Genomic DNA, 24,859 nt, shown 5'->3' with positions numbered 1-24,859 from the left:
CGGACGCGAGCGGCGGCGTCCGAGGTGGACGGCTACAGCCACAGCCCTTCCGAGATGATCGGCGGCAGGCCGGGACGCGCCTCGCAGTAGCGGAGCCAGTCCGGACGCACCCGGTACAGCGCGAACGCCTCGGTGAGCGCGGGCCGCTCCGGGAACTGCTCGGCGTACAGGGCGCCCAGCGCCTCCCGCTCGATGCCCATCAGCAGCTCGGCCTCGCCCTCGATCTGAAGGGACACCGGCGACCAGCCGACGACGATCGCGGCCCGCGGGTTGTGGAACAGGTTGGCGACCTTTCGCGCTTCGGTCTTCGCGACGAACAGCAGTTCGCCGTCCCCGAGCGCCGCGATCTCCATGATCGCCGCCTCGGGACGGTTGTCCCGGTCGACCGTGGACACCACCCCCAGCTGCGCGGTGCGGACGAAGTCGACGAACTCTTCTCGGGTCAGGGACACGTTGCTCACGCCAGAAGGCTAGGCCATTCGCACCGGCCCGGAGGGCTATTAGGGCAGGCCCTCGACGGCCAGCGCGGACGCGTCCGGACGGTATTCGTTGTAGCGGACCCACGTCGGACGCACCCGGTGCAGCGCGTACGCATCGGTGACCTTCGGCCGGTGCGGCAAGGTCTCAGGCCGATGCGTCCACCACGCGGCCGCGGGCCTCCCACGCGTCCGTGGTGACGGTGACGATCTCGCCGCCGTGCAGCTGGCGTCCGCGGCGGGTCTCAAGCTCGCCGTCCACGTCGACGTCGCCGCTGGCGATCAGGTCGGACGCCTCAGAGCCCGAGTCCACCAGCCCGGACAGCTTGAGGAACTGCCCCAGCTTGACCGGCAGCCGCACCGGCACGTCCTGGATCTCGCTCATCGTCGCCACCTTCCCGGCCCGTTCGGCCCTGTCAGTGGTGACCCTATCCGCGTGCTCGTCGCAACGTTCATCCTCAACCTCGCTCGCCGCATCACGCGTAGGCATGGGTGTATGGGTCTGTTCGCTGCCATCTGCCTCGACCACGGCGTCGATGAGCTGTGGACCGCAGCCCGCGACTGCAGCTTCTTCCCGAGCTACGGACGCGTCATCCCCTGGTTCACTGATGCAGCTCGTCCGGATCGGTCTCGGGGTGCAGCGGCGAGCCGGTCAGGTAGGCGGCCCTGGCGATCGCCATGCTGCCCGCCGACGAGGTGAGCAGTTGCAGGACGATCGCGATGACGAGCTTCACAGCGTTCGGCCAGGACGGGTCGAGTACGAAGGCCCCGATCAGCACCAGGCTGATGCCCAGCCCGGCGGCGGTCGCGATCGCGGATGAGCGCGCGTAGACGTCCTTGAGGCGGAACAGCCCGATGCCCGCGGTCGAGAAGAGCAGCGCTCCCAGCACGATCAGCGCTTGTCCGGCCACGTTCCACACGGCGTCCATGTCACCTCCGTCCTCGGGTCAGGGCCCGCGCGAGCGATACCGACGCCAGGAAGCCCACGACCGTCCCGACCAGCACGAGGTCGAAGACGTGATCGTTACCCACGAGCGTCCCGACCAGGACGATCAGTCCCACGACGGCGAAGAAGAGCAGGTCGGACGCCGCCGCGCGGTTCGCGTCGTCGGGTCCGATCGCGACCCGGACGACGGCCAGGACCGCAACGACCCCGATCAGCGCGATGCCGATCACGATGCCGATCACGATGCACCCCCGACTCTGAGCGCGGACGCCACCCGACGGGCCAAGTCCGTGACGCCCAAGATGACCTCGTCGTGGGTGGAGTACAGCGAATGGACGTACAAGACGATCGGGCCTTGCTCGTTGGCGAGCACCAACGTGCCGGGCGTGAGGCTCACCATCAACGCCACCAGCGCCCCCTCGACGTCGGTCGCATGCGGCAGGTCGACCTTCACGATCATCGGCGTCGAGCGGTCGGGACGAGTCAGGATGTCGCGGATCACCTGGGCGTTGGACTTCACCAACTGCCAGAAGAACCAGGCGGCGAGCGCAGCGACCCGCAGCGGCCACGTCAACCAGCCGCTCATCCCAGGACCCCCTTCACGTAGGCCGCCGGGTCGATCAGTCCGGCCGCAATGTGCGAGGCCAACTGCAGGAGCGGCTCCCCGCCGATTCCGAGCGCCAAGGCGGCGATCGCCAGGACGGCGGCCGGCGCGATGAGGCGTCCGGGAATCAAGGTGCCCTCGGCGTACTCGTCCGCGGTCGGCTCGCCGAGGAACAGCGCCCCCCAGACCTGTAGCAGGGACACCAGCGTGAGGACGCTGACCAGCAGCGCGACCACGACGGCGACCCAGGCGCCGGCGTCCCACGCGGCCGTGACCAGAGCGACCTTGGCGACGAAGCCGGCGAAGGGTGGGATGCCCACCATCGACAGGGCCGCAGCTCCGAAGACCGCGGCCGTCACGGGGTCGCGGCGGAGCAGCCCCGAGACCTGGCCGAGCCTGCGGCGTCCATAGGTCAGCTCGACGGCCCCCAGGGACAAGAACAGCGACGTCTTGGTGATGGTTGAGTAGACGAGGTAGAAGACCCCGGCCGTCAGGGCGGCGGGCGTGTACAGCGCGAGGCCCAGCAGGATGAACCCCAGTTGCGCGACGAGGTGGAACGACATGACGGCGAGTCCGTGCTGCTCGCCGAGCGAGCCCACGACGGCGACCACCATCGAGACGGCGACGATCGCCAGCGCCGCCCCGGACCACTCCCGCCCGCCGTCGAAGACCACGCTGTAGAAGCGGAACAGGCCGTAGACCGCGACCTTGGTGTGCAACCCCGAGAACAGCGCGGTGATGGCCGGCGACATGTGCGGGTACGTCCGGACGACCCAGCCATGCGCGGGCACCGTCCCGGCCTTGATGGCGAGGGCGGCGATCACGATGACGCTGCCGAGGGTGCCGCCCACCGACTCGGTGCCGCGTCCGGCGAGGGCGGCGATGTTGACCGTGCCCAGGGTGGCGTAGATGACCCCGACGCCGACCAGCAGCAGAGTCGACGTGAGGAGGTTGACGGCCACGTAGATCCGGGTCGCCGTGAGCTGCATGCGTAGGCCCAGTCCCCGGTGCGCCAGGATCACCAGGGCGTAGCTGGGCAGCAGCATCAGTTCCACGAAGACGAAGAGGTTGAACAGGTCGCCGGTTAGCACCGCCCCCGAGACGCCGGCGGTGATCACCAGGACCAGCGGCGCGAAGAAGGGCTGGTCGGCCGTCCGGGACGCCACGGCGAACACCGCGCACGTCAGCGTCATCGCGCCCGTCAGGACCAGCATCAGCGCGCCGAAGGCGTCCGCCACAAACGGGATGGCCAACTCGGCGGGCCACAGTCCGACGCGGTGCACGATCGGCGGCCCGGACGCCACGGTGCTCAGCAGCAACGCGGACGCCGACACGTGCGCGGCCAACCCCACGACCAGCACCGCTTGGCGTCCCGCAGACGGCAGCCGGACGCCGACGAGCAGCCCGGCGAGCAGGATGGGCACGGCGACGAACAGCGGCAGCGCGGCGCCCACGAGGTCGGTCGGCATCATCGGACGCCCCTGCGTTCGGACGCGTCGGGAGTGTCGGGGGTGTCGTCGGCCCGGTCGAGGTAGGCGTGCCAGTTGGTGGGCTGGTAGGCGCGGTGGAAGGCAACGATCTCGTCGTCCTCGTCCAGATCGGGCAGTTCCATGGCCCGGCCTTCGAGCGAGAGCTCGGTGTCGTCGTCGCCGTCCCCGACGACGGACAGCACGAGCAGGAACACGGTCACGGCGAACGCGATCACGATGGCGGTCAGGACGAAGGCCTGCGGCAGCGGGTCCGCGGTGGTGCTGGGATCGAGGGCCGTCCCGATCGGCGCATCGCGGCGCGACAGCCCCCCGGATGCCACGAGCAGCAGGTTGACCGCGTGACTGAGCAGCACGAACCCGACGATGACGCGCAGCAGCCCGCGGCGCAGGATCATGAACACCCCAGCGCCGAAGAGCAGCGCGATCGTCAGAGCGATGGCCATCACTCACCGCCCTTGACTGTGATGCCCGTCGGACGCCGACGCGGCGGTCGGGCGTCCGAGTCGGTTCCGAGCAGCCGCAAGGCGGCGAGGACGAGTCCGATGACGGCCAGGTAGACACCCACGTCGAACAGCAGCGCGGTCGAGATGGAGAAGTCGGCGACCTTGGTCCCGATCGGACGGAGGAACGAGCCCACCGCCAGCCCGACCAGACCCACGACGGTGGCGAGGGCGATGCCTGCCCCGATGAGCCGCATCGCGGACCCGCGCAGTCGGGCGACGCGGTCGTCCGGGGCGGCCAGGAAGATCAGGCACAGGCCCGCGGATGCCACGAGGGCGGCGATGAAGCCCCCGCCCGGGTAGTAGTGGCCGCGCACGAAGAACCACAGCGACAGCACCACCAGCAGCGGCCCGACGAGCCGCTCGATCACCCGCAGGACCAGGCCGTTGGCGACGGGATCCGCGGCCGGGCTGTCGTCGGGAACCACGAGCGGCGAGGGACGCAGCGGCAGGAGTCCGCGGGACTGCAGGGCCACCGCCGTCGCCACGCCGGCCATGCCGAGCACCACGAGTTCGCCAAAGGTGTCGAAGGCGCGGAAGTCGACCAAGATCGAGTTGACGACGTTGGACGCCCCGGTCAGCTCCTTGGTCCGCGCGAGATAGGTGCGGCCGGCGTCCGACAGAAAGTCGGCACCGACGACGACCAGGGCCACGCCGAGCATCGCGACTCCGGCCAGCACCCCAGCGCTGAGCGCGACCCGCAGGCGGCGACGGCGGACCACGTGGAAGCTCGTCGGCAGCCTGACGAGCAAGAGCACCATGACGACCACCGTCAGGATCTCGACCAACAGCTGGGTGAGCGCGACGTCCGTGGCGCCGAGGCTGACGAACAGCACCGCCATGGCGAAGCCCGCCACGCCGACGATCGTCACCAAAGCCACCCGGCTGCGCGCCCGCAACGTGAGGACGACGCCGATCGCGATGAGCGCCAGCATTGCCCAGTCGAGCGGACGCGTCGTCGAGTCCGCCGGCAGCCGCCAGCCGGATGCCGTCGCCCCGGCCAGCCCGATGATCGAGAACGCCACCAGCGGGGGCAGCAGATGCCGGAACAGGGCGTCGCTTCGGGTGAGGTCGCCGAGGCGGCGTCCGGCCCGGACCGAGGAGGAGATCAGCGCCTCGAGCACGTCGACCGCCCGCCGCGGAGTCGGGAAGGCGCCCTGGACGGACTCGACGCGGCGGCGTCCGATCACGAGCAACGCCCCCACGACGTAGACCGCCAGGGTCATCCCGAGGGCGGGGGTGAGTCCGTGCCAGAGACTCAGGTCCGCCTCGGACGCCGTCGGCGCAATCGCGCGGGCGGCGTCCGTGATGAACGTCGTCAGCAGCGGGTCGGCGACGCCGAAGACCACTCCCCCGCCGGCGGCGACGGCGACGGGCGCGATCATCGCGGCCGGGGCCTCGTGCGGCGGGGCGTCCATGGGCGGACCGAACAGGGGCAGGAGCATCCGCGCCGAGTAGGCGAAGGTGAGGGACGCCCCGGCGACGGCCGCCACGATCGCGGCGCCGACAAGGCCGGACGCCCAGGGCGCGGCCGCGAAGCCCTTGAACATCGCCTCCTTGGACACGAAGCCGAACAGCGGCGGCAGCCCGGCCATGGACGCCGCGGCGACACTCAGCAGCACGGCCGTCGCGGGCATGGAGCGGCGTAGTCCGGAGAGGCGGCGCAGGTCGCGCGTCCCGGCGGAATGGTCGATCAGCCCGACGCTCATGAACAGCGCCGACTTGAACAGGGCGTGGGCGACGACGTGGACCACGGCGCCGACCAGGGCGTAGCCCGTGCCGACGCCGATGGTCGCGACCAGGAAGCCGAGTTGACTGACCGTGGAGTAGGCCAGCAGCTCCTTGAGGTCGTGGCGGCGCAGCGCGAGGGTCGCGCCGTAGACGGCGGTGAGCAAGCCAACGGTGACGAGGAGGATCGTCCAGGTCGGCGTCCCGGCGAAGGCGGTCGAGAAGCGCAGCAGCAGGTAGATTCCGGCCTTCACCATGGCCGCGGCGTGCAGGTACGCGCTGACCGGAGTCGAGGCGACCATCGCGTCCGGCAGCCAGGCGTGGAACGGGAACTGAGCCGACTTCGTGAACGCCGCGAGGGCCACGAGGGTGCCAATGAGGGCTGTTGTGGCTGGACGTTGCGTCCAGAGTGGGGACGCCAGCGCGTCCGTCAGGCGGGTGGTGCCGGTTGCCGTGGCGGTCAGGGTCACGGCGGCCAGGAGCGAGAGTCCGCCGGCGCCGGTGACGACGAACGTTCGGATCGCGGGGCGGCGTCCCTTCGGGCCGACCTGCTGGATCAGCAGGAACGAGGTGACGGTGGTGAACTCCCAGAACACCCAGAGCAGGATCAGGTCATCGGCCAGGACGAGGCCCAGCATGGCGAACGCGAAGAACGTGAGCAGGGCGTAGAAGGGTCCGTGGCGGCCGGGCGGCAGGTAGTTGACGCAGTAGGCCATCACCAGGGCGCCGATGCCCAGCACGACAAGGGCGAACAGCAGCGAGAGCCCGTCGAGGCGGAGCCTCAGCGCCAGTCCGAGCGTGGGCAGCCAGCTCTGCGAGGCGTCCGGGGTTTCGGCTGTCTTGGTCGCCCACAGCGCCACCGTGGCGGCGAACAGGGAGCCGAGCCCAGTGGCGATCGCCCAGCCGATGGCGCGTCCTGCGAAGCGTCCGCCGAGCCAGGCCACGACGACCAACGCCAGCGCGGCGGCCAGCAACAGCGGCAGGATCGAGGTCGACATCGCGGCCTAGTCTGCCGCACAGCTCAGACAGCCTGCATGGCGGCGTGGCCACCGCGGGTGTGGCTACGAGTCGTGCAGGATCGCCAGCGTCTCTCGAATCTCACCGAGGGCGACCGGACCGACATGCCCTGAACTGGTGAGGATGCGGGTCGTCGCTACCGACCTCACGTGCTGACACTGCGCTGCCGATGTGGCGCCGAGCCGTTCGCGTGGTCGGGTTCGACAACGATCTCGGTTCCGCTCTCTTGGATGGTTCGAGTGAGTGGGACGACTTGGATCACGTCAGTCCACACGTCATCCACGGCCACAGCAGGACATGAGCAGGGGCAACGGGCCTGATCACAGGCCGCTTTCCGATGCGATGAGGGCTTATACGTTGAAGCGGAACTCGACCACGTCGCCGTCGGCCATGACGTAGTCCTTGCCTTCGAGGCGCATCTTGCCCGCCGCCTTGGCCGCCGCCTCGGACCCCAGCTCGACCAGGTCGTCGAACGACACGATCTGCGCCTTGATGAAGCCCTTCTGGAAGTCGGTGTGAATGACGCCCGCGGCCTCCGGGGCGGTCGCACCCTTGCGGATCGTCCACGCCCGCGACTCCTTGGGACCCGCCGTCAGGTAGCTCTGCAGGCCCAAGGTGGCGTAGCCGACCCGCGCCAGCTGATCCAGCCCCGGCTCCTCAACGCCCATCTCGACCAGGAACTCACGCGCCTCGTCGGCGTCCATCTCGACCAACTCCGACTCGAACTTGGCGTCCAGGAAGATGGCCTCGGCCGGCGCGACGACGGCGCGCATGCGCGCCTTGAGCTCGTCGTTGGCGAGCTCGTCCTGATCGCAGTTGAAGACGTAGATGAAGGGCTTCGCGGTCAGCAGGAAGAGGTCGCGTAGCAGCTCGGTGTCCATGCCGGACGCGTAGATCGTCTGCCCCGAGTTGAGCACCTCGGACGCCGCGACCATGGCGTCCAGTTTGGGCTTGGACTCCTTCTTGATCCGCGCCTCCTTCTCGACGCGCGGCAGCGCCTTCTCGAGCGTCTGCAGGTCGGCGAGGATCAGCTCGGTCGTGACAGTCTCGATGTCGGAACCTGGGTTGACCTGGCCGTCGACGTGCGTCACGTCCTCGTCGACGAAGACGCGGGTGACCTGGCAGATCGCGTCCGCCTCGCGGATGTTCGCGAGGAACGCGTTGCCCATCCCCTCGCCCTGCGAAGCACCCTTGACGATGCCCGCGATGTCGACGAACGACACGGTCGCCGGGATCAGCTTCTCGGAGCTGTACATCTTTCCCAGCACCTCAAGGCGGGGCTCCGGGACGCCCACGACGCCCACGTTCGGCTCGATCGTCGCGAACGGATAGTTCGCGGCGAGCACGTTGTTGCGCGTCAGCGCGTTGAACAAGGTCGACTTGCCGGCATTGGGGAGGCCGACGATTCCGATGGTGAGTGCCACGAGGGAGCAGTCTAGAGGTCTGAGCGGCGCGGGCCGACTGCCACGCGAGCATATCGAACGTTTGTTTGCTTCTCGCTAGACTCTCGCCATGCACAGACAAGGGCTTCTATTGGACGCCGACGCGTCAGCTCTGTCTGCACTGGCTCCGCGCCGGACGCCGCTCACGTTGGGAGCCTGGGTCGATGTACAGCCCGGCTGGGTCACCGGCTCGGACGCGGTGTTCGACGACCTGCTGGCCGCGGTCGACTGGCGCGCGGATCGGCGTCCAATGTACGACCGCGTCGTGGACGTACCCCGCCTCACTCGGCATTACGCGGAAGGCCAGGCGCTCCCCCACTGTCTGATTGAGGACGCCCGCGTGGCCTTGAGCCGCCACTATGCGGCGGAGCTGGGTGAGCCCTTCGTCACGGTCGGCATGTGTCTGTACCGCGACGGACGCGACTCGGTCGCCTGGCACGGCGATCGGGACGGGCGCTCGTCGACAGTCGACACGGTGGTCGCGATTCTGTCGTTGGGTTCGCCCAGGGTGTTGGCGCTACGGCGGCGCGATGGTGGTCCCACGTTGCACCGCTTCGCCGTCGGGCACGGCGATTTACTCGTCATGGGCGGCTCCTGTCAGCGCACCTGGGACCACGCCGTGCCGAAGACCTCTGCCGCGGTCGGCCCCAGAATCTCGATCCAGTTCAGGGTGCGCGGCGTTCGCTGACGCTGTGGTCAGCGGTGATCACGGATTCAACGGCTGCCGCGAACGTCGCCTACCTCACATGGTCAGGCCGATACCGAAGGCTGCCACGTACGAACGCACGATGCTGGCGGAGTTGCAGTTGTCAGGGAACAGCAACTCCGCCAGCAAAGCGCGTCGGTGCGTTGCCCAGAGCCCAGCTGGGTTCGGCGGCAACTGAAACCGTGTGCGATCCGTGCGCGTGGCGCGACTGATCCACAGATTCGCTCCGCCTGACGAAATCGATCCTTTCCCACCCAATGTGTAGGCGTGATCCCGAGTCGATTCCTCACCCAAGGCCTGGGCCCGCTCCTACACGCGCAAGGGCGCGTTGTTAAGCGCGAGCAAGCTCTCAACCACGGCATCTCAGCCGAACAGCTACGGAGACTCCTAGAGACCGGGGCGCTCCGGAGCGTCGCTCGCGGTATCTATACCGACAGCCCTCTGGACACATGGCTGCTCCGCGCCTGGACCGGGGTGCTCCTCGGTGGTGATCAGGCGGTGCTGGGGTTTGCGTCTGCAGCCCATCTGCACCAACTTTGGCCCGAGCCGAAGGACGTCGAAGTCTGGGTTGGTCGCCACGCTTGGCCGGGTCCTGTCGACGGCTTCTCCTTCATCCGAGGGGTGCGGCGCGGTGTCGGCGTGCTGGCCCGGACACGAGTCGAGGACACGATCCTGGATCTGGCACCGCGGATCTCCGGCGACGCGATGTGCCGACTCGTCGCCGACGCCATCGGTTCGCGGCGAACGAGCTCTCAGCGGATCGCTCAAGCTCTCCGATCCCGGCCTCGCCAACCCAAACGACAACTCATCCAGGACATGACAGATGACGTGCGCGCAGGTGTTCGTAGCCCCTTGGAGCACCGCTACCTCACGAAGGTCGAGCGGGCACATGGCCTACCGATCGGCGAGCGCCAGTGGTCGGACGGCTCCGGTCGCCTATGCGACGTCCGATACAAGGAGGGCCTGCTTGTCGAGCTGGACGGCCAGCGCTACCACTCGGGCGCCGTGTCATTCGACGACATGAACCGCGATAACGACCACGTGCTCACCGGCGTCCCGACGCTACGTTTCGGGTTTCCCCATGTTGGCCCCGGAGCATGCGAAACTGCCCGCCTGGTGGGGCAGGCGCTGGCGCGACTCGGTCGCGTCCAACCGATCACGACGTGCCCTCACTGCCGGCGAATGCCACTCGGCTGACTCCCCAACAGCTCGGGGCCCTAAGTGGCGGAGTTGCTGTTGCCCAGCAACAACAAGTCCGCCATCAACGCGCGCGTCGCGTCCTACCCCGGGTCAGGCTCCCGCGTAATAGGCCGTCAGGGCTCCGACGAACCAGCCCGGATCCCTGGTGCCGGCCAGCTCACGCGTCGAGTGCATGCTGAGCAACGGAATCCCGACGTCGCAGGTCACGATGCCCAGCCGCTCCGCCGTCATCGGGCCGATCGTCGATCCGCAGGGCACCGCGTTGTTCGAGACGAAGTACTGCATCGCCACCCCAGCGGCCTGGCACGCCCGAGCCCACACCGCCGACGACGCCGCGTCTGTCGTGTAGCGCAGGTTCGCGTTGATCTTGAGCAGCGGACCAGCGTTCAGCAAGGGCCGATGGTCGGGGTCGTGCAGCCCGGCATAGTTGGGATGCACCGCATGGCCCGCGTCGGCCGAGATGCACGAGGACGCCGCGAGCAGCCGCTGGTAGGCGTCGCCGGTGCGGCCCAGCGACTCCGCGATGCGCAGCAACACCTGCTCCAGCAGGGGGCCGGCCGCGCCGGAGCGTGAACCCGAGCCGACCTCCTCGTGGTCGAAGCAGGCCAGCACGTTGACAGTGGACGCGTCCGGCGACGCCAGTATCGCCAAGAGCCCCGCGTGCACGGAGGACAGGTTGTCGAGGCGTCCGGACGCCAGAAACTCACCGTCCGGACCGAAGACCTCCGGACGCTCTACAACCGCCGCGTAGAGGTCATGGCCGGCGATGTCGTCCACCGAGACCCCGGCCACTTTCGCGACCAGACTCATCAACTCCAGGCCGGGGCTTCCCACCGAGAAGACGGGCATCAGGTGCGCCTGCTTGTCGAGTCGCAACCCGTCGTTGACCGAGCGGTCCAGATGCGGAGCGAGTTGCGGAATCCGCAGCCAGGCGGGCGTCGAGACCAGCGCCACGCGGCCGTCGCGCAACACCAGCCGGCCGGCCAGCCCGAACTCGCGATCGAGCCACGAGTTGAAGAGCGGACCCCCGTAGACCTCCATGCCCGCCTGCTGCCAGCCGGCATTGCCTGTCGTCGGACGCGGCTTCAGCTTGAAACCCGGCGAGTCGGTGTGGGCGCCGACGATCCTGAACCCGGACGCCTCCCCCGCCGGCACGCGCCACGCCACCACCGCCCCGTCGCGGACGACGAAGTGGCCCCCCGGCGAGGCGTCCCAGGGGGCGTCCTCGCGCTGCTCGATGTAGCCGGCGGCGCTCAGCCGCAGGGCCACCTCGGCCGCGGCGTGGTACGACGACGGGGACGCCTCGACGAACGAGATCAGGTCGGCGATGGTGTCCATGGCCTAGTCGGCCAGAAACTCGGGGACGCGGCCCTTGGGGCGTCCGATGATGGCCCGATCGCCTTTGACCAGCACGGGCCGCTGCATGACCTCGGGATGCGCTGCTAGGACCTCGACGACCTGGTCTGCGGTGGCGACGTCGGCGTCGGTGAGCCCGAGGCGGGCGAAGTTCGGGTCGCGCCGCACGAGATCGGTCGGCGCGTCCTCGAGCTTCGCCAAGAGAGCCCGGACGCCGTCGGCGTCCAGAGGCGTCTTGAGGTACTGCACCACGTCGACCGCGACGCCGGCCGCAGCGGCGGCGTCCAGGGCGGCGACCGAGGTCGAGCAGCGCGGGTTGTGGAAGATCGTCACGTCAGCCATGAGCGCACCCTATGACGCACCGCTGACAATCTCATCTCGGGCATCGCGACAACCTCCGTCGAAAACTGTCGGAGGCGCCCGCCAGACTCGTCGTCATGGACATGATCCTCACCTTGGCGATCGGCTTGGTCATCGGCATCGCCCTCGGCGCAGCGGCCGCATGGGTCGTCGGGCGTGCCCGCGCCGACTCCTCCGTCGCGCGCGAGTCGTCACTGCGGGCCCAGCTGGACGCCGCCCGTCACGACCGCGACCAAGCACGGGCCCGCGCCGACGAGATCGCGGAGGCTCGCGAGGCGATGGTCAACGAGTTCAAGGTGCTGGCCCGCGAGACGGCGGAGGCGCAGGCGCGACGTTCGGATGAGGGGGCCGAGATCCGGCATCGGGCGACCGACCAGTTGCTCGCGCCCGTGAGGCAGGGCCTTGATCAACTGAATGCCCGCCTGGCCGATGTCGAGCGACTCAGATCGGGGCAGGCGGCGGATCTGAGCGCGCAGGTTCAGGCGGTGAAGGCGACCGGCGAGGCACTACGCCGCGAGACGGCGTCGTTGGCGACGGCGCTGCGGAAGCCGCAGGTCCGAGGGGCCTGGGGTGAGCTGCAGCTGCGTCGCGTGGCCGAGTTGGCCGGCATGCTCGATCACGTTGACTTCGTCACCCAGCAGACGGCGACGTCGGACGATCGCGCCATCCGCCCGGACATGAAGGTGCTGCTGTCGGGCGGACGGTTCGTGTACGTCGACAGCAAGGTGCCGCTGGCCGCGTTCCTGGACGGTCACGATCGGGATGATGAGCGCGAGCGGGCCGAGAGTCTCGCGGCTTTCGGGCGCAACGTCCGCACCCACGTCGACCAGCTCAGCTCCAAGCACTACTTCCGGGCCAGCCCCTCAACGCCCGAGTTCGTCGTGTTGTTCATCCCCAGCGAGGCCCTGGCAGCCGAGGCCGCCGCGCAGCTGCCTGACCTGCACGAGTACGCCGCTGGCAAGAACGTGGTCATCGCGACCCCCACCACCCTGATCGCGCTGTTGCGAGCCGTGGCCTACGGCTGGCGCCAGGCCGCGCTGGCCGAGTCGACGGCGGAAGTCTTCGCCCTCGGACGCGAGCTGTACGACCGGCTCGCCACCCTTGGCAGCCACTTCGACAAGCTCGGCCGGTCGCTGAACGGGGCGGTGCGCGCATACAACGTCGCTCTGGGTTCGCTCGAGTCACGGGTTCTGGTGAGCGGACGCCGGCTCCGCGACCTGCAACTGACCGACGCCGACCTGATCGCTCCGACGGGCGTGGAGGAGGTCGCGCGGCCCGTGACGGCTCCCGAACTCGCCGCGGACGCCGAGGAGCGAGTGCCCCGCTTGCCTGAAGCGGAGGAGCTGGTGCGGCAGCAGCCCGCCCTGGACGAACTGTTGGACGAGGAGGGAGGTGAGCGTCTCGCTGGGTGGAGGGAGCACGAACGCGAGGCTGGCTGAGCCCGAGGCTGACTGCCGGCCGCCTCGACCGGACAGCCCACCTGCTCGCGCCGCCGGTAAGGGCTAGCGGCGCAGGTGGCCGGACGCGGTGGCAGGGTCCAAGATGGGCGGGTGACTTCCAGCACCGCACGCCCGGATCCGTCTCGCAGCGTGATCGCATCAGACGTGGACGCCGCCGCCGCGCGCCTTGACGGGGTGATTCGGCAGACGCCTCTGCAACGGTGCGACCGCCTGTCGGCCGAGTTCGGGGCCGAGGTCTGGCTGAAGCGCGAGGACCTGCAGCCCGTGCGGTCCTACAAGATCCGGGGGGCGTACAACCTGATCGCCCAACTGTCCGCGGCCGAGCGGGCCGCCGGGGTGGTCTGCGCGTCGGCCGGCAACCACGGTCAGGGGGTCGCGATGGCCTGCGCGCAGTTGGGCATCGCTGGACGCATCTACGTGCCGACCACGACCCCCCGCCAGAAACGCGACCGGATGACCCAGCTGGGCGGGTCCTTCGTCGACCTGGTGGTCGTCGGGGACTCCTATGACGAGGCGTCCGCGGCGGCGAAGGCGGCCGCGCTTGAGTCCGGGGCGACGTTGGTGCCGGCCTTCGACGATCCGCGCACGATCGCCGGCCAGGGCACGATCGCCCGCGAGATCGTCGATCAGCTCGAGGCGCTCCAGGTCAGCTGGAGGATCGACGTCAGATCGAGCGGGAAGGACGAATCCGACTCGACTCGCACCGACGCGGGCACGGCTCAGTCGGGGGGCGCCCCCACGGCCACCGCGGACCCGAAAGCCGACCCGGTGTGGTCAGCCGAACGGGGCAATCACCCCACACCGCACGAGTCCACAGACCAGCCAGCCCCGGATGCGACCCCCTTCGACACGCTGCTGGTTCCGGTCGGCGGCGGTGGGCTGCTAGCGGGCTGCCTGGCGTGGCTGTCCGAGCGGTACCCGAGCGTCAAGGTCGTGGGCGTTGAGCCCGCGGGTGCCGCCTGCATGACCCTGGCCCTCGACGCCGGACGCCCCCGCGACGTGCAACGACTCGACACCTTCGTCGACGGGGCGGCCGTCCGCCGCGCAGGTGATCACACGTTCGCCATCGCCCGTCGCCACGCGCCGCGCATGGTCACGGTCCCCGAGGGACGCATCTGCTCCGAGATGCTCGCGCTCTACCAAACTGAGGGCATCATCGCCGAGCCCGCCGGCGCGCTCGCCACGGCGTCCCTCGGACTTTACCAACCGACCCCGGGCGAACGCATCGTCGCCGTGGTCTCGGGCGGCAACAACGACGTCTCGCGCTACTCCGAGATCGTCGAACGCTCGCTCGTCTATCAGGGACGTAAGCACTACTTCCTCGTCAACTTCCCCCAGGAGCCGGGCGCCCTGCGCCGCTTCCTCGACGACGTGCTCGGCCCGGACGACGACATCACGCTGTTCGAGTACGTCAAGCGCTCCAACCGCGATCTCGGGCCGGCCCTCGTCGGCATCGAGCTGGGCGACCCGTCCACCTACTCCGGGTTGCTCGATCGCATGGACTCCTCCGGCATGAACGTCGAGGTCGTCTCGCCCGACAGCCCCTTCTACCGCTTCCTGGTGTAGGTCGGCCACCGGCGCTCAACTCCACCTGTCCACCGCCTCACAGCCGGGGATCGCGACCGCCCCTCCACCGGCGAGGTCCACTGAGCCCTCACAATGGGCGCCATGACGCTCTATGCGCGCCCCTCGTGGCGCCTCGTCGGTCAGGTCGCCTCGGACGCCTTCGTCATCGCCTGGAGCGTCGCCTGGTGGTTCGTCGGACGCCTCACCGACACCACCATCCGAGCCCTCGCCAACCCGGCACGCGCGACGGCACAGACGGCGTCCGACCTGCAGCGTCAGCTAGCGGACGCCGCCCAGCAGGTCGGCGGCATCGTTGCCATCGGCGACGGACTCCGTCAGCCCTTCGACGCCATGTCGTCCACGTTGGGCAGGCTGATCGCGTCGGCGTCCGAGCAGGTCGCCGGCGTCGAGAACACGGCCACCCTGGTCGGGCTCGTCGTCTTCGCGATGCCGACCCTGCTGGCCGTCGCGCTCTGGCTGCCCGGACGCGTCCGCTTCGCGACCCGCACCCACCAACTCAAGGCCCTCGCGGCTGACCCGAACGGCGTCGACCTGCTCGCCCTGCGCGCCCTTGCGCACGGCTCCCCGGCCGACCTTGCCCTGATCGCCTCCGACCCCGTCTCGGCCTGGCGGCGCGGCGACGCCGAGGCCATCGGACGCCTCGCAGCGTTGGAGCTGCGCCGCGCCGGCCTTCGCCGCTGAGGCTGGTCGCCCTCGACAGGCCCCGCTCAGGCGCGACCACGGCCGGCGGCTTGGGCCTAGTGTTGGCCACCGTGACCACGACCACCGATCCCACGCCGGGCACGGACACCGCACGGGCCGACACCTTCCACGCCGTCCTGGCCGGGGTGGTCACCGCCGTCGTCGGGTTCTCGTCCAGCTTCGCGGTCGTCATCGCCGGGCTTCGAGCCGTCGGGGCGGACGCCTCGCAGGCGGCGTCCGGACTGCTGGCGGTCAGCGTCACGATGGGCCTCGGCTGCATCATCTTCGCGCTGGCGTACAAGAGGCCCATCACCATCGCGTGGTCCACCCCCGGCGCGGCCCTGCTCGCGTCGAGTGTCGCCCCCCAAGGGGGCTTCGCCGTCGCCGTCGGCGCGTTCATCGTCACGGGCGCCCTGCTGGCCATCACCGGCTTTGTGCCCGCCCTGGCTGCCGCCGTCCGACGCATCCCGAACTCGGTGGCGAACGCGATGCTCGCGGGCGTCCTGCTGACGCTGTGCGTGGCCCCCTTCCGCGACCTACAGAAGAGCCCGATTCCGATCGGCGCGATGATCGGAGTCTGGGCGATCGCCGCCATCCTCATCCCCCGCTGGGCCGTCCCCGCGGCCCTCGTTGTGGTCATCATCGAGACCATCGCGTCGGGCGGGCTGGCGTCCGGCGCACCGATCCTGCCCGCGCTGGTCTGGGTGAGCCCGGCGTTCACCCCGCAGGCGATCCTGGCCCTCGCGTTGCCGCTCTACCTGGTCACGATGACAAGCCAGAACATCCCCGGCGTCACGGTCATGAAGAGCTTCGGCTACGAGGTGCCGCTGCGTCCGGCGCTGGCCTACACCGGTGCGGCGACGTCGCTGGGCGCCTTCTTCGGCGGCCACGCCATCAACCTGTCGGCGATCGCCGCGGCCCTCGCCGCCGGCGAGGAGGCCGGCAAGGACCGGAACCGCCGCTGGATCGCGGCCCTCACCTGCGGCATCGGCTACGTGCTGTTCGGCCTCACGTCCCAGCTCGTGGTCGCGGCCGCCCAGGCTGCACCTCCCGGCCTGTTCGCCGGGCTCGCCGGCGTCGCGCTGCTCGGCAGCCTCGCCGGCGCGGCGTCCCAGGCGTTGGAGAACCAAGCCGAACGCCTGCCGGCCATCACCACCCTGGCGGTCGCGGCGTCCGGCGTTCAGGTCTTCGGTATCGGCTCGGCGTTCTGGGCCTTGGTCATCGGCGGACTGCTGACGGCGCTGTCGCGCCGCGTCCGTAAGACCCTCTGACGAGAGCTACGCCAGCGGCTGCTTCGCCGCCCAGTCCCCGAGCGTCACCCGGGGTCCCGTGTAGAACGGCGTCTCCTCCCGCACGTGCAGCCGGGCCTCGACGGCTCGCGCGGCGCGCAGGGTGTCGACGATCCGCTGCAGCTCGTCGGCCTCGAACGCCAGCAGGAACTCGTAGTCGCCGAGCCCGAACGCCGAGGTGGTCGACCCGATCACGTCCGGGAAGTCGCGCGCGGCCAGGCCGTGGTCGCGCAGCATCTGGCTGCGCTTGGCCGGCTCGAGCGAGTACCACTCGTACGAGCGGACGAAGGGGTAGACCGTCAGCCACGGCCGCGGCGCGATGCCCGAGAAGCAACCCGGGGTGTGCAGCGAGTTGAACTCGGCCGGACGATGCGTCCCGATGCACGACCACACCGGCACCAGCACGCTGCCCAGCCGGGTCGCGCGCAGCGCGTGGTAGGCGGCCTGCAGCACCCGGGCGTCGTCGGCGAGCAGCCAGACCATCAGGTCGGCGTCCGCCCGGAAGCCGGCGACGTCGTACCAGCCGCGGACGCTCGCCCCGGACGCCTCGACCGCCGCCTCCACCTCGGCGACCCAAGAGGACCGCTCGTCGGCGTCCGTCGGCAGCGCCTCGTCCAGGCTGAACACCGAGTACATCACGTAGTGGGAGCCGGTGTTGACGACCTCGGGCGCGACATAGACGTCGCGCGGATCGCCACTGAAGGGAGCTCCGGGCACCTTGGCTTGCGGGTGGTTCATCTCAGCCTTTCGCATCGGTTCGGACGCCGAAGCGTCCGTTGGTCGATTCAGGGGCCGGGTGGCGGGGATGCCCGCCCCCGAGACTACGTGCGCGGGCGTCCGGTGCCGCAACAGCCGTCGCCGCAGCGCCCTTCGGGATCGGACGCCTCCCCGCGCGTCCGCGCTGCGCGGGCGGCGAGGGCGTCCACCAGGCCGCTGACGAAGGCCGGCCGGACGCCCGCCGTCGCGGCCCGGACGAGCCGCACGCCGACCTCGGACGCCGTCGCCGCCGCCTCGGTGTCGAGGTCGTAGACGACCTCCATGTGGTCGTTGACGAAGCCGATGGGCGCGACGACGACGTCGGTCACGCCGGAAGCCGCCAACTCGCGGATCCGGTCGTTGACGTCGGGCGCGAGCCACGGCACCTGCGGCGGACCCGACCGCGAGCAAAAGACGAGCTCCCAGTCCCCGTCGAAGCCCGCCAGTCTCGCCACCTCGCCAGCCACCCGGCGATGCGTCGCCGCATAACGCAGTCCCTCGGGTCCGGGCCCGGACGCCGCGTCCATGCCGAGCGGGATCGAGTGCGTCACGAACAGCACCCGGACGCCATCCCCGGCAGCCCCCCATGCCTCACCGAGCGCCTCGGCGTTGGCGGCCAGGAAGCCCGCCGACTCGGCGTAGGGCGTGACGGTGTCGACGACGAGGTCCAGGCCGGTGGCGGCGAGGGCACGCTCGATGTCCTCGCGGTACTGACGGCAGCCCGAGGACGACCCGTAGGCCGACGTGAACACCGCCAGCACCCGCTTGGCGCCGCCGTCAGCCAGCTCGACCAGCGCGTCCGCCACGTACGGACGCCAGTTGCGATTGCCCACCACCACCGGCAGCCGGACGCCTCGGGCGGCCAGCTCGGCGGCGAGGGCCTCAACCAGTTCAGCGTTGCGGTCGTTGATCGGCGACACGCCACCGAAGAGTGCGTAGTGCGCGCCGACCTCGGCGAGTCGCGCGTCCGGGATGCCGCGGCCGGCCGTCGCGTTGCGCAGGAACGGCAGGACGGCGTCCGGCCCATCGGGGCCCCCATACGAGGCCACCAGCACGGCGTCGTACGGCGCCAGCGACGTCACATCGCCTCCCGGCGGCGGATCTCGCCGAGATCCGTGAGGTCGTAGCCCACGATCGGGCAGCGTTCGGTGTCGAGCGTGTCGGGGTCAACCACGCACCCCCAGGACGCCGACGTGTCCGGCTCGATGCCGTACAGCTCGCTCAACGCGGCCAGGTAGGTCTCGCCGCGGCCCTGCTCGGCGGCCTTGCGGGCTCGCACGGACGGCTCGTGGATCAGCCGCGCGGCCAGTCGGCGCAGGGCGTGGGCGGCTTCTTCACCGGTCACCGGACGCCCCTGCGGGAGGCGTCCGATTTCGTCGTCCACCATCGACGTCACGTTGTCGCGCAGGGCCACGATCGCCGGATCGAGCTGGCGTCCGTTGAGCTTGGCGAGCAGGTCGTGGACGCCCTCGGCGACCAGCTGCTCGGCGTGCGTCACCTCGTCGGCGGACGCGTTCGGCACGTGCCGTTGGATCACGGCCAAGTCGACCAGTCGGACGCCGGGCACGAGCCCGACGCCGGACTCGGCGTCCCGCGCCAGCGCGAGGTCGACGACGTCCAGGCCGCGCCCGGGGCGTCCGGCCATGGCGGCCTCGACGCCGGCAACGGTCAGGATCGGCGTCCCCACGCCGCGGCAGGTGACCACGACGTCGGCGGCGGCGAGGGCGTCCGCGATGGAGCCGTCCACGGCCGCGACTCCGTGAGAGGCGGCGAAAGCCGCCGCGCGTCCGGAAGACGAGTGCACCGCGATGGCCCGGCAGCCCCTGTTCGCCAGATCGGCGACGACCGCGCCGGCGTAGGCACCCGTGCCCAGCAGCAGGACGCGCGAGGTCGCCCAGTCCCGGCGCAGCAGGTCGAGCCCGACCGAGACCACCGAACGCCCGTTGGCGGCCAGATGAGTCAGATGGGCGACGCGACGGGACGTCCGAAGCGCCTGTTCGATGCTGTCGGACAGCAGCCAGGACGCCGTCCCCTCGCGTCGCGCGGCCTGCAGTGCACGCTTCAGCTGACCCGCGATCTCGCGCTCGCCGACGACCAGCGAATCCAGCCCAGCGCCCACCTCGAACAGGTGCCAGAGCACCTCCGTGGCATGCCGCGACCGCAGCTGGATTTCATCATGGCGCCCGAGAAACAGGTGGCTCGTCAGCTCTTCGCGAATCAGTGTCGCCAACGTGCGGGGTGTTTCGGTGGCGTCCAGGTAGATCTCGACACGATTACAGGTGGACAGCACGACGGCTCCGCGGACGCCGGACCCGGGCGAGACTAGCCGCTTCGCCAGGCCGGGGACCGCCGGTGCCACCCGCTCCACGGCCGCGAGGCCATGGTCAGCGTGGTGGATCGAAAAGAGGTGCAGTGCCACAGTGTCGCTATTCAATAGATCCTCAGGAGGCGAGCAATCCGACCTTCTGCCTACGACCCCGCACCATACCCTCCGGGGTGTCGATCTACGGCACAATCGCATCCGTGACGACGCCACCGCTGCTGCAGGCCCTCGCGGGCACCCGCCCACGCACCCTGCCGGTGTGGTTCATGAGGCAGGCCGGACGGTCGCTGCCCGAGTACCGCGAGGTGCGCCGCGGCGTCGCCATGCTGGACTCGTGCCTGCGTCCCGAGCTGGCCGCCGAGATCACGCTGCAGCCCGTCCGCCGCCACAACGTGGACGCCGCGATCTTCTTCTCCGACATCATGGTCCCGCTCAAGCTGGCCGGCGTCGGCGTCGACATCGCGCCCGGGATCGGCCCCGTGATGGACGCCCCCGTCCGCACCGCGTCCGACGTCGCCGCCCTCGTCACGCGCGAGTTGGGCGACGTCTCGGCCATCACGGACGCCGTCCGGCTGGTCGTCGCCGAGTTGAGCCAGACGCCCTCGGGTGACGCGTCCTGGACGCCGCTGATCGGCTTCGCCGGCGCCCCGTTCACCCTGGCGGCGTACCTCGTCGAGGGGCGGCCGAGCCGCGACCACCTGGCCGCCCGCGCGATGATGCACGCCGACCCCGCGTCGTGGAACGCGCTGCTGACCTGGTGTGCCCGCATCTCCGGCGAGTTCATGGCGGCCCAGGTCGCGGCGGGGGCGTCCGCGGTGCAGCTGTTCGACAGCTGGTGCGGCTCGCTCTCGCTGGCCGACTACGCCGCGCGCGTGGCCCCGTTCTCGCGCGAGGCATTGGCCCTGGTCGAGGGCGCCCCGCGGCTGCACTTCGGCACGGGCACCGGGCACCTGCTGGCCGAGATGGCCAAGGGAGCGGACGCCGTCGGCGTCGACTACCGGACTCCTCTCGACGAGGCCGCCTCGCTGGTCCCGGGCAAGCCGCTGCAGGGCAACATCGACCCGGCGCTGCTCGCGTCCGGCTGGGACGCCCTGGAGGCGGCCACCCGTGACGTCGTCGAGCGTGGACGCCGCGCGCCCGGCCACGTGGTCAACCTGGGCCACGGCGTCCCGCCGGAGACCGATCCGGACGTGCTGACGCGCCTGGTCGCGCTGATCCACTCGCTGCCCGCATGAGTGGTCCAGGCCCGTGGGACGGGCAGTCGCGCGAGTATCGAGGGCTGTTCGGACTGTTCCGGTTCTTCCGCGACCTGAAAGGTCTCCGGGACGCCATGCCGCCGTTCGGTGGTGTCGGAGGACCGATCACGCTCTCCGAGGCCGAGGCGTACGACGGCCTCGTCGCCCGCCTGGCCGATGCAGTGACCGCCGAATACGACATCGCCTGGACCCCTGCCGAGCCCGCTCACGTCGACCGGCGCCACGCGCGCTACACCAGCCAGCGGGCCGTGTGGCCAACGGACTTGACCACCTACCCCGGCGGCGCGACGCGGCTCTCGGACGTCCTGATCGGCGCGCTTCGTCGTGAGGGCCGCGGCCCCGCGCCTGAGCAACACCCCTTCCCCCAGCAGGCGGGCTCTCCGTTCGACATCCCTCCGCACGTCCGCGACCTGATGGCCTCCGGCGCCAACGCGGAGGGGTCTGCCAGCTTCTTCTCCAGCGGGCTCGCTCTCGCGGTGCCCGACCAGGGCGGCGGCACGCTTCACGTTCAGTCAGTTGATGGGCGGACGGCCTTGTTCGCGACGGCCCGACTGACGACGGGCGACCGATGAGCGACGTCGACGACCTACCGGCCGTCGTCGTCGGCGGCGGTCTGGCGGGGCTGAACGCGGCCCGGGAGTTGGCGATGGCCGGCGTCCAACCGCTGGTGATCGAGGCCCGGCATCGGGTCGGCGGGCTCGTCTTCGGCGACGACCTCGGCGGCGTCGCTGTCGACCTCGGCGCGGAGTCGTTCGCCAAGCGCTCGCGTTATGCCGCCCAGCTCTGTCGCGACCTGGGGCTCGAGGTGCTGGACCCGTCCGGCCGCTCCTGGATCTGGTCGCACGCCGACGGCGGCCACGCCTTTGAGATCCCGCACGGCGTCCTGGGCATCCCGACCTCGCTCGACGATCCGGACGTCGTCCGCGCCCTCTCCCCCGCCGGCCTCGCCCGCGCGCGCGAGGACCTCGTGATGGGCTCCGAGATCGGCTCGGACGCCGACGACCTCGCCTCCTTCGTGACCGCCCGCCTCGGCCGGGAGGTCCTGGACGTTCTGGTCGAGCCCATCGCCGGCGGCGTCCACAGCGCGGATCCGGCCGAGCTGGCCGTCGACACCATCGTCCCCGGACTGCGCGCGACGGTCGCCGCCGAGGGCTCGCTGACCGCCGCCGCGCGGGCTATCCGGGCCTCTGCGCCCGCCGGCGCGGTGGTGTCCAGCGTTGTGGGAGGCATGTTCCGGCTGCCGCAGGCGCTGGCGTCCGACATCGAAGCGCGCGGCGGCGAGATCTACCCCGAGATGATGGTGACCGACGTCCGGCGCGACGGGGTGTCCTGGCTGGTCACCATCGACAACGCCGCATCGCCGGGCGAGCCACACCTGCCCCGGACGCCGCTCGGCCAGCCCACCACGCTGCGGACCCCCCGCCTCGTGATCGCCCTCGACGGACGCGCCGCCCTGGACCTGCTCCGCCGCATCCCCGAACTGTCGATCGGCGACTGGACGCTCCCCCGCGGAGCTGACCTGCTCAGCGTCGATCTCGCGCTCGACTGCCCCGCCCTGGACGCCGCACCGCGCGGGTCTGGGCTGTTGGTCACGCCGCCGCGTCCGGGCGACCAGCCGCGCGTCGCGTGCAAGGCCCTCACCCACTACTCGGTGAAGTGGCCGTGGGTCCGCGAACGTGGCGGCCACCACGTGCTGCGCGTCTCCTACGGCCGCGCCGGGACGCCGACCGTCGAGCCGCCGCTCGGCGAGACCCTCGCCGACGTCTCGACGCTGCTCGGCGTCCACGTCGGCGTCGAACACGTGCGCGGGGCTCACACCGTCCGCTTCCCCAACTCGCTGCCCCCGCAGACGCTCGCCCATCGGGCGCGCGTCGCCCAGTTGGACGCCGACGCGTCCGGCCTGCCCGGACTCGGCATCACCGGCGCCTGGTGCGCGGGGACGGGGCTGGCCGCGGTCCTCCCGCACGCGGCGGCGGTCGGCGCGAAACTGGCTACGGTGGCCCCGTGAAGATCGTTCTCGGGACGCGCGGATCGCAGCTGGCCACCATCCAGTCGGGCACGGTCGCGGGCGCCCTACGCGCGCTCGGCCATGACGTCGAGCTGCGCGTCATCAAGACCGAGGGCGACGTGACGACTGGCTCGCTCGTGACCTCCGGCGGCACCGGGGTGTTCGCCGCGGCCCTGCGCGAGGCACTGCTCGCGGGCACCGTCGACATCGCCGTCCACTCGTTCAAGGACCTGCCGACCGCCCCCGTCACCGGGCTCGTCATCGGCGCGGTGCCGACCCGTGAGGACTGGCACGACGTGCTCTGCGCCCGCGACGGACTCACCCTGGCGCGCCTGCCCCGCGGGGCCCGCGTTGGCACGGGGTCGCCGCGCCGCTCGGCCCAACTCCGAGCCCTGCGGCCCGACCTGGTCCTGGTCGAGATCCGCGGCAACGTCGGCACCCGCCTGGCCCGCGCCCAGGGCCCGGACGCCGACCTGGACGCCGTCGTTCTCGCGGCTGCCGGGCTCGCCCGGCTCGGACTCTCGGACGCCGTGACCGACGTCCTGCACGCCCTGCTGCCCGCCCCGGCGCAAGGGGCGCTCGCCGTCGAGTGCCGGGCCGACGCCGCGGACGTGCTGGCCGCCCTCGCCGCGCTGGACGACCCCGACACCCGCTTCGCGGCCACCGCCGAACGGGCCGTCCTGGCCGAGCTGGGCGCGGGCTGCGCCGCCCCGGTCGGCGCCCTGTGCGAGCGTCGTGGCGGACGCGTCGGCCTCGCGGTCAAGGTGCTCAGCGCCGACGGCACCAAGGTCGCCGGCCGCACCGTCGAGGCCACCCCGGACGACGATCCCGAGGCTCTCGGACGCCGCGCCGCCCGGTCCCTGCTGTCGTCAGGCGCGGCCGAGGTGACCCCGCTGGGTGCGACCCGGGCCAGCCAACTGCCCGACTTCCACGACGATCAGGCCCTGTGGTCGCCGAGTGGGTCGACCGACCTCATCGGACGCCGCGTCCTGCTACCCCGCGCCGACGGCGCACTGGCGGACGCCCTCCGCGCGGCTGGCGCCGACGTCGACTGCGTCCCGCTGACGGAGACCGTGATCGAACGCTTCCCGCGCCTCCCACGGGACGCGAACTGGGTGATCTTCACGTCGCCGACCGCCGTCCAGGTGCTGCTCGACCAGGGCTACGACCCGGCCGCGCTGGGCAGGTCCGGTGTCGCCGCCGTCGGCTCGGCCACGCGTCGCGCCCTCGAGGACGCCGGCGTCCGGGTCGCCCTGAGTCCCACCGGGTCGATGACGGCCGAGTCGCTCGCGGCCATCTTCCCGTCGGGTCCAGGACGCGTCCTGCTGCCGTGCTCCGCGTTGGCCAAGCCGACGCTCGCCAAGGCCCTGCGCGCCAAGGACTGGACGGTCGTCTCCATCCCGACCTACACCACCCAGACGCTGTCGGACGCCCCGGCCGGCCTCCACGAGGCCTGGAGGCGCGGCTTCTACGACGCCGTGGCCCTCACCTCCGGATCGATCGCCCAGGCGGTGAGCACCCTCCTCGGCCCACCGCCCGAGCGGACGCGGATCGTGGCGTTCGGATCGCCGACCGCAGCGGCGGCTTCCGACCTGGGTCTGCGGGTGGACGCCGTCGCGCCCACCCAGGACGCCTCCGGCCTCGTCGCCGCCGTCATCGCGGCGCTGGGCTGAG

General features: G+C 70.9%; 24 protein-coding genes and 1 pseudogene. 11 read left to right on the top strand and 14 right to left on the bottom strand.

The genetic code is table 11. The features are described 5' to 3' along the window. Positions 1–32 precede the first annotated feature (32 nt). The 9 genes from FN821_RS10450 to ychF form a co-directional block, all read right to left on the bottom strand. Positions 33–461, bottom strand: coding sequence for a pyridoxamine 5'-phosphate oxidase family protein (locus FN821_RS10450; RefSeq protein WP_131172503.1), 429 nt, complete (start codon positions 459–461; stop codon positions 33–35). Positions 462–624: 163 nt separating this feature from the next. Beyond that, a complete protein-coding gene (locus FN821_RS10445) occupies positions 625–861 on the bottom strand; it encodes an RNA-binding S4 domain-containing protein (protein WP_131172504.1) in 237 nt (78 codons plus the stop codon). 217 nt (positions 862–1,078) lie between these two features. Further along, positions 1,079–1,405: a monovalent cation/H(+) antiporter subunit G gene (mnhG, locus tag FN821_RS10440; protein ID WP_131172505.1), complete on the bottom strand. Its 327-nt coding sequence runs from the start codon at positions 1,403–1,405 to the stop codon at positions 1,079–1,081. A 1-nt stretch (position 1,406) separates the two neighbouring features. Then, complete coding sequence (locus FN821_RS10435; RefSeq protein ID WP_131172506.1) at positions 1,407–1,664, bottom strand: monovalent cation/H+ antiporter complex subunit F; 258 nt, start codon at positions 1,662–1,664, stop codon at positions 1,407–1,409. Further along, on the bottom strand, positions 1,661–2,008 hold the full coding sequence (locus FN821_RS10430) for a Na+/H+ antiporter subunit E (protein WP_131172507.1): 348 nt from the start codon (positions 2,006–2,008) through the stop codon (positions 1,661–1,663). Before FN821_RS10430 ends, FN821_RS10435 begins: the two co-directional genes overlap by 4 nt. Then, the gene (locus FN821_RS10425) at positions 2,005–3,498 is read right to left on the bottom strand and encodes a proton-conducting transporter transmembrane domain-containing protein (protein ID WP_241660205.1); all 1,494 of its coding nucleotides are present in this window, start codon (positions 3,496–3,498) and stop codon (positions 2,005–2,007) included. The genes FN821_RS10430 and FN821_RS10425 overlap by 4 nt, the downstream gene beginning before the upstream one ends. Further along, positions 3,495–3,959 carry a sodium:proton antiporter gene (locus FN821_RS10420; RefSeq protein WP_131172508.1) on the bottom strand — a complete coding sequence of 155 codons (465 nt, stop codon included), beginning with the start codon at positions 3,957–3,959 and terminating at the stop codon, positions 3,495–3,497. The genes FN821_RS10425 and FN821_RS10420 overlap by 4 nt, the downstream gene beginning before the upstream one ends. After that, positions 3,959–6,742: a hydrogen gas-evolving membrane-bound hydrogenase subunit E gene (gene mbhE / locus FN821_RS10415; RefSeq protein ID WP_131172509.1), complete on the bottom strand. Its 2,784-nt coding sequence runs from the start codon at positions 6,740–6,742 to the stop codon at positions 3,959–3,961. The genes FN821_RS10420 and mbhE overlap by 1 nt, the downstream gene beginning before the upstream one ends. Positions 6,743–7,111: 369 nt before the next feature. After that, the gene (ychF, locus tag FN821_RS10410; RefSeq protein ID WP_131172510.1) at positions 7,112–8,185 is read right to left on the bottom strand and encodes a redox-regulated ATPase YchF; all 1,074 of its coding nucleotides are present in this window, start codon (positions 8,183–8,185) and stop codon (positions 7,112–7,114) included. Positions 8,186–8,273: 88 nt separating this feature from the next. Between ychF and FN821_RS10405 the strand changes: the two genes are divergently transcribed. Both FN821_RS10405 and FN821_RS10400 read left to right on the top strand, forming a co-directional pair. Further along, entirely contained in the window at positions 8,274–8,891 is a 618-nt protein-coding gene (locus FN821_RS10405) for an alpha-ketoglutarate-dependent dioxygenase AlkB (RefSeq protein WP_131172511.1), read from the top strand. Positions 8,892–9,176: 285 nt separating this feature from the next. Next, a complete protein-coding gene (locus FN821_RS10400) occupies positions 9,177–10,106 on the top strand; it encodes a type IV toxin-antitoxin system AbiEi family antitoxin domain-containing protein (RefSeq protein WP_131172512.1) in 930 nt (309 codons plus the stop codon). A gap of 93 nt (positions 10,107–10,199) precedes the next feature. Here the strand turns inward: FN821_RS10400 and FN821_RS10395 are convergent, their stop codons facing one another. Together FN821_RS10395 and FN821_RS10390 are read right to left on the bottom strand one after the other, a co-directional pair. Further along, positions 10,200–11,447 carry a M18 family aminopeptidase gene (locus FN821_RS10395; protein WP_142640452.1) on the bottom strand — a complete coding sequence of 416 codons (1,248 nt, stop codon included), beginning with the start codon at positions 11,445–11,447 and terminating at the stop codon, positions 10,200–10,202. A 3-nt stretch (positions 11,448–11,450) separates the two neighbouring features. Then, positions 11,451–11,807, bottom strand: coding sequence for an ArsC/Spx/MgsR family protein (locus FN821_RS10390; protein WP_142640451.1), 357 nt, complete (start codon positions 11,805–11,807; stop codon positions 11,451–11,453). Between the two features lie 95 nt (positions 11,808–11,902). Here FN821_RS10390 and FN821_RS10385 point away from each other — a divergent pair, with 95 nt between their 5' ends. The 4 genes from FN821_RS10385 (at position 11,903) to FN821_RS10370 (ending at position 16,824) form a co-directional block, all read left to right on the top strand. After that, on the top strand, positions 11,903–13,264 hold the full coding sequence (locus FN821_RS10385) for a DNA recombination protein RmuC (RefSeq protein ID WP_241660206.1): 1,362 nt from the start codon (positions 11,903–11,905) through the stop codon (positions 13,262–13,264). A 150-nt stretch (positions 13,265–13,414) separates the two neighbouring features. Then, entirely contained in the window at positions 13,415–14,851 is a 1,437-nt protein-coding gene (locus FN821_RS10380) for a threonine ammonia-lyase (protein ID WP_241660207.1), read from the top strand. Positions 14,852–14,953: 102 nt separating this feature from the next. Further along, positions 14,954–15,553: a hypothetical protein gene (locus tag FN821_RS10375; RefSeq protein ID WP_131172514.1), complete on the top strand. Its 600-nt coding sequence runs from the start codon at positions 14,954–14,956 to the stop codon at positions 15,551–15,553. Positions 15,554–15,624: 71 nt separating this feature from the next. Further along, complete coding sequence (locus tag FN821_RS10370) at positions 15,625–16,824, top strand: benzoate/H(+) symporter BenE family transporter (RefSeq protein ID WP_131172515.1); 1,200 nt, start codon at positions 15,625–15,627, stop codon at positions 16,822–16,824. 6 nt (positions 16,825–16,830) lie between these two features. Here the strand turns inward: FN821_RS10370 and hemQ are convergent, their stop codons facing one another. The 3 genes from hemQ to FN821_RS10355 all read right to left on the bottom strand — a co-directional run bounded on the left by hemQ (position 16,831) and on the right by FN821_RS10355 (position 20,017). After that, on the bottom strand, positions 16,831–17,580 hold the full coding sequence (gene hemQ, locus FN821_RS14745; protein WP_241660208.1) for a hydrogen peroxide-dependent heme synthase: 750 nt from the start codon (positions 17,578–17,580) through the stop codon (positions 16,831–16,833). Positions 17,581–17,663: 83 nt separating this feature from the next. Further along, complete coding sequence (locus tag FN821_RS14740) at positions 17,664–18,680, bottom strand: ferrochelatase (protein WP_131172517.1); 1,017 nt, start codon at positions 18,678–18,680, stop codon at positions 17,664–17,666. Continuing rightward, the gene (locus tag FN821_RS10355; protein WP_165489331.1) at positions 18,677–20,017 is read right to left on the bottom strand and encodes a glutamyl-tRNA reductase; all 1,341 of its coding nucleotides are present in this window, start codon (positions 20,015–20,017) and stop codon (positions 18,677–18,679) included. The genes FN821_RS14740 and FN821_RS10355 overlap by 4 nt, the downstream gene beginning before the upstream one ends. A gap of 83 nt (positions 20,018–20,100) precedes the next feature. Between FN821_RS10355 and hemE the strand changes: the two genes are divergently transcribed. The 5 genes and pseudogenes from hemE to FN821_RS14730 all read left to right on the top strand — a co-directional run bounded on the left by hemE (position 20,101) and on the right by FN821_RS14730 (position 24,858). After that, positions 20,101–21,156 (top strand): uroporphyrinogen decarboxylase, encoded by a 1,056-nt coding sequence (gene hemE / locus FN821_RS10350; protein ID WP_206662089.1) that lies wholly within the window; start codon positions 20,101–20,103, stop codon positions 21,154–21,156. Further along, positions 21,153–21,749 carry a hypothetical protein gene (locus tag FN821_RS10345; protein ID WP_131172519.1) on the top strand — a complete coding sequence of 199 codons (597 nt, stop codon included), beginning with the start codon at positions 21,153–21,155 and terminating at the stop codon, positions 21,747–21,749. Before hemE ends, FN821_RS10345 begins: the two co-directional genes overlap by 4 nt. Further along, complete coding sequence (locus FN821_RS10340) at positions 21,746–23,185, top strand: protoporphyrinogen/coproporphyrinogen oxidase (RefSeq protein ID WP_131172520.1); 1,440 nt, start codon at positions 21,746–21,748, stop codon at positions 23,183–23,185. The genes FN821_RS10345 and FN821_RS10340 overlap by 4 nt, the downstream gene beginning before the upstream one ends. After that, positions 23,182–24,102 (top strand): annotated as a pseudogene (gene hemC, locus FN821_RS14735) (hydroxymethylbilane synthase); the annotation flags it as partial. The gene FN821_RS10340 and the pseudogene hemC, both read left to right, overlap by 4 nt. Next, complete coding sequence (locus FN821_RS14730) at positions 24,079–24,858, top strand: uroporphyrinogen-III synthase (RefSeq protein WP_244944437.1); 780 nt, start codon at positions 24,079–24,081, stop codon at positions 24,856–24,858. The pseudogene hemC and the gene FN821_RS14730, both read left to right, overlap by 24 nt. Position 24,859 lies beyond the last annotated feature (1 nt).

The organism is Propioniciclava tarda, assembly GCF_900182665.1.
Classification (GTDB): domain Bacteria; phylum Actinomycetota; class Actinomycetes; order Propionibacteriales; family Propionibacteriaceae; genus Propioniciclava; species Propioniciclava tarda.
Note: the sequence above shows the minus strand (reverse complement) of the source record. Positions and strands in the feature narration are given on the sequence as shown.

Excerpts from the sequence above, each read along its gene's own strand:
- FN821_RS10445 (WP_131172504.1), bottom strand. The coding sequence starts at position 861 with ATGAGCGAGATCCAGGACGTGCCGGTGCGGCTGCCGGTCAAGCTGGGG.
- mnhG (WP_131172505.1), bottom strand. The coding sequence starts at position 1,405 with ATGGACGCCGTGTGGAACGTGGCCGGACAAGCGCTGATCGTGCTGGGA.
- FN821_RS10430 (WP_131172507.1), bottom strand. The coding sequence starts at position 2,008 with ATGAGCGGCTGGTTGACGTGGCCGCTGCGGGTCGCTGCGCTCGCCGCC.
- FN821_RS10425 (WP_241660205.1), bottom strand. The coding sequence starts at position 3,498 with ATGATGCCGACCGACCTCGTGGGCGCCGCGCTGCCGCTGTTCGTCGCC.
- FN821_RS10420 (WP_131172508.1), bottom strand. The coding sequence starts at position 3,959 with ATGGCCATCGCTCTGACGATCGCGCTGCTCTTCGGCGCTGGGGTGTTC.
- mbhE (WP_131172509.1), bottom strand. The coding sequence starts at position 6,742 with ATGTCGACCTCGATCCTGCCGCTGTTGCTGGCCGCCGCGCTGGCGTTG.
- FN821_RS10405 (WP_131172511.1), top strand. The coding sequence starts at position 8,274 with ATGCACAGACAAGGGCTTCTATTGGACGCCGACGCGTCAGCTCTGTCT.
- FN821_RS10395 (WP_142640452.1), bottom strand. The coding sequence starts at position 11,447 with ATGGACACCATCGCCGACCTGATCTCGTTCGTCGAGGCGTCCCCGTCG.
- FN821_RS10390 (WP_142640451.1), bottom strand. The coding sequence starts at position 11,807 with ATGGCTGACGTGACGATCTTCCACAACCCGCGCTGCTCGACCTCGGTC.
- FN821_RS10385 (WP_241660206.1), top strand. The coding sequence starts at position 11,903 with ATGGACATGATCCTCACCTTGGCGATCGGCTTGGTCATCGGCATCGCC.
- FN821_RS10375 (WP_131172514.1), top strand. The coding sequence starts at position 14,954 with ATGACGCTCTATGCGCGCCCCTCGTGGCGCCTCGTCGGTCAGGTCGCC.
- hemQ (WP_241660208.1), bottom strand. The coding sequence starts at position 17,580 with ATGAACCACCCGCAAGCCAAGGTGCCCGGAGCTCCCTTCAGTGGCGAT.
- FN821_RS10345 (WP_131172519.1), top strand. The coding sequence starts at position 21,153 with ATGAGTGGTCCAGGCCCGTGGGACGGGCAGTCGCGCGAGTATCGAGGG.
- FN821_RS10340 (WP_131172520.1), top strand. The coding sequence starts at position 21,746 with ATGAGCGACGTCGACGACCTACCGGCCGTCGTCGTCGGCGGCGGTCTG.